The organism is Kribbella turkmenica (assembly GCF_004348725.1).
GTDB classification, from domain to species: domain Bacteria; phylum Actinomycetota; class Actinomycetes; order Propionibacteriales; family Kribbellaceae; genus Kribbella; species Kribbella turkmenica.
This window is the reverse complement of record NZ_SMKR01000317.1, coordinates 1-2,162: the sequence shown is the minus strand read 5'-3', so window position 1 is coordinate 2,162 and position 2,162 is coordinate 1. Positions and strand designations below refer to the sequence as shown.

The following is a 2,162-nucleotide window of genomic DNA, read 5'->3' as shown; positions in this document are numbered from 1 at the left end:
CCCGCCCTCCCATCTTCCCAACAACCCACGCCCCCAACCACCCACTCACCCGAAAATCCACCCATTGAGACCGCGGGAGCGGGTTGACTCCTCCCCATGACCTGGCACCCCTCCCCCGACTGGCACCGGCTCACCGCAGGCACCGGACAGGTCACCGGCGGCGTCTGGTTCACGCCCGACGGTGCGGTGGTCAAGCGGCTGTCACCAGGTGTGGAAGATCCGAGACATCACGCCTACTGGCGTCGTCAGGCACTGGTTGCTTCGTCCGGCGTGGTCGCCGCGACGCCGGGCCTCCATTCACCTACGAGTCTGTGCGTCGAGGAGGATTCTGCCGGCATCACCATGCGCATGGCTCGGGTGGCGCCGGCTGCGTGGACTCCACTGGCCCTGGCTGCGGCTCTGGGGCGGTTTGCCGAGGCGAAGGTGGAAGAGCCTGCCTGGAGTGCTCGCGACGTACTGCGGGAGCGTCTGAGGACCGTGGAGCGTCGCGGTGGCTGGTCGGCGCTCCCGCAGTACGAAGCTCTGTGGGAACGGCGTGAGGCCGCTCTGGCGGAATTGGACGGCTTGCCTCGCGTCCCGACCCACGGTGACGCACATCCGGTCAATCTGCTCGGCCGGGACGGCGACGACGTACTGGCCATCGACTGGGAGCAGTTCGGTCTCGGGCCGGCTGGGTTCGATCTCGGCTACCTGCTGCTGGCTGTGGACACGCCGCTCGACGATTTGCTCGAGGCACACGGTGGTGATGTGGACGCCGTACGTCGCGGGGCGGTGCTGGTGGCGGCGTACACCGGCGTGTCCCGGGCGGCCTGGGCACTGACCCAGCCCGACCCCGGGGACCACGTCGAGCGGTTGGCGAGGCTCTCGGGGGTTCTGGAAGAAGCTGGGGCCGCCCGAGCTGGGTAGCTCGGGCGGGGCAGTAGTTGGCTTGGTAAGGGTCGTCGAGAGATCGTGCATCGTGGATGGACGGAGCCTGCGAGTCGGCGGCGAGGGGCGGGAAGATCGTGGCGACGGGATTGACGTAGCTGACCGAGCTTCGGAGGAACTGATGTCGCTGACTGACTTTCCGCGCTACCCGCTGCTGTTCGGGCCGAGCCCCGTGCATCCGCTCGACCGGCTGAGCGCCCACCTCGGCGGCGCGAAGATCTGGGCGAAACGCGAGGACTGCAACTCCGGCCTCGCGTACGGCGGCAACGAGACGCGCAAGCTGGAGTACCTGCTGCCGGACGCGCTGGCGCAGGGAGCGGACACCCTGGTGTCGATCGGCGGCTACCAGTCCAACCACACCCGGCAGGTCGCCGCGGTCGCCGCGAAGGCCGGGCTCAAGGCCGTGCTCGTGCAGGAGAACTGGGTCGACTGGCCGGACGCGCTGAACGACCGGGTCGGCAACATCCAGCTCAGCCGGATGGGTGCCGAGGTCCGGCTCGACCCGGCCGGTTTCGGGATCGGGTTCAAGGACAGCTGGAAGCAGGCGCTGGCGGACGTCGAGGGGCGCGGAGGTACGCCGTACGCGATCCCGGCCGGTGCGTCGGACCACCGGCTCGGCGGCCTCGGGTTCGCGCAGTGGGCCTACGAGGTCGAGCAGCAGGAGCGGGAGCTCGGCGTCTTCTTCGACACCATCGTGGTCTGCGCGGTGACCGGGTCGACCCAGGCCGGGATGATCGCCGGGTTCGCCGGGCAGGACCGCCCGCGGCGGGTGATCGGCATCGACGCCAGCGCGAAGCTGGCCCAGACCCGTGACCAGGTCGAGCGGATCGCCCGCGCCACCGCGGAGCTGATCGGGCTCGGCCGGGAGCTGCGGGACGACGAGATCGCCGTACTCGAGGGCTGGGCGGGCGAGCTGTACGGGATCCCGGTGCAGTCGACGCTGGACGCGATCCGGCTGACCGGGGAACTCGAGGGATGATCATCGACCCCGTCTACGAGGGGAAGTCGATGGCCGGGCTGATCGACCTGATCCGGAACGGCGAGATCGCCAAGGACTCCACCGTGCTGTACGCCCATCTCGGTGGGCAGCCGGCGCTGAACGCGTACAGCGGGCTGTTCCGCGCCTAGTGTCTTCCCACTCAGGACTTCAGATGCTCGGGCCGACCAGCGTGCCGACGAAGTAGGTCAGCGCGGCGGCCAGGCCGCCGAGGATCAGCTGGCGCAGACCGGAGTAC

3 protein-coding genes are annotated in these 2,162 nt (G+C 69.5%); all 3 read left to right on the top strand.

Going from position 1 to position 2,162, the window contains the following annotated elements:
- Positions 1-96 precede the first annotated feature (96 nt).
- The 3 genes from E1218_RS35535 to E1218_RS37680 all read left to right on the top strand — a co-directional run bounded on the left by E1218_RS35535 (position 97) and on the right by E1218_RS37680 (position 2,055).
- The gene (locus E1218_RS35535) at positions 97-906 is read left to right on the top strand and encodes an aminoglycoside phosphotransferase family protein (RefSeq protein WP_132327415.1); all 810 of its coding nucleotides are present in this window, start codon (positions 97-99) and stop codon (positions 904-906) included.
- A 142-nt stretch (positions 907-1,048) separates the two neighbouring features.
- Entirely contained in the window at positions 1,049-1,906 is an 858-nt protein-coding gene (locus tag E1218_RS35530) for a 1-aminocyclopropane-1-carboxylate deaminase (RefSeq protein ID WP_233712699.1), read from the top strand.
- Positions 1,903-2,055 (top strand): hypothetical protein, encoded by a 153-nt coding sequence (locus E1218_RS37680; protein ID WP_233712698.1) that lies wholly within the window; start codon positions 1,903-1,905, stop codon positions 2,053-2,055. Before E1218_RS35530 ends, E1218_RS37680 begins: the two co-directional genes overlap by 4 nt.
- Positions 2,056-2,162: the final 107 nt, after the last annotated feature.

What these genes read in the sequence shown, in the direction of transcription:
- E1218_RS37680 (WP_233712698.1), top strand. Translation starts at nt 1,903, where the DNA reads ATGATCATCGACCCCGTCTACGAGGGGAAGTCGATGGCCGGGCTGATC.
- E1218_RS35535 (WP_132327415.1), top strand. Translation starts at nt 97, where the DNA reads ATGACCTGGCACCCCTCCCCCGACTGGCACCGGCTCACCGCAGGCACC.
- E1218_RS35530 (WP_233712699.1), top strand. Translation starts at nt 1,049, where the DNA reads ATGTCGCTGACTGACTTTCCGCGCTACCCGCTGCTGTTCGGGCCGAGC.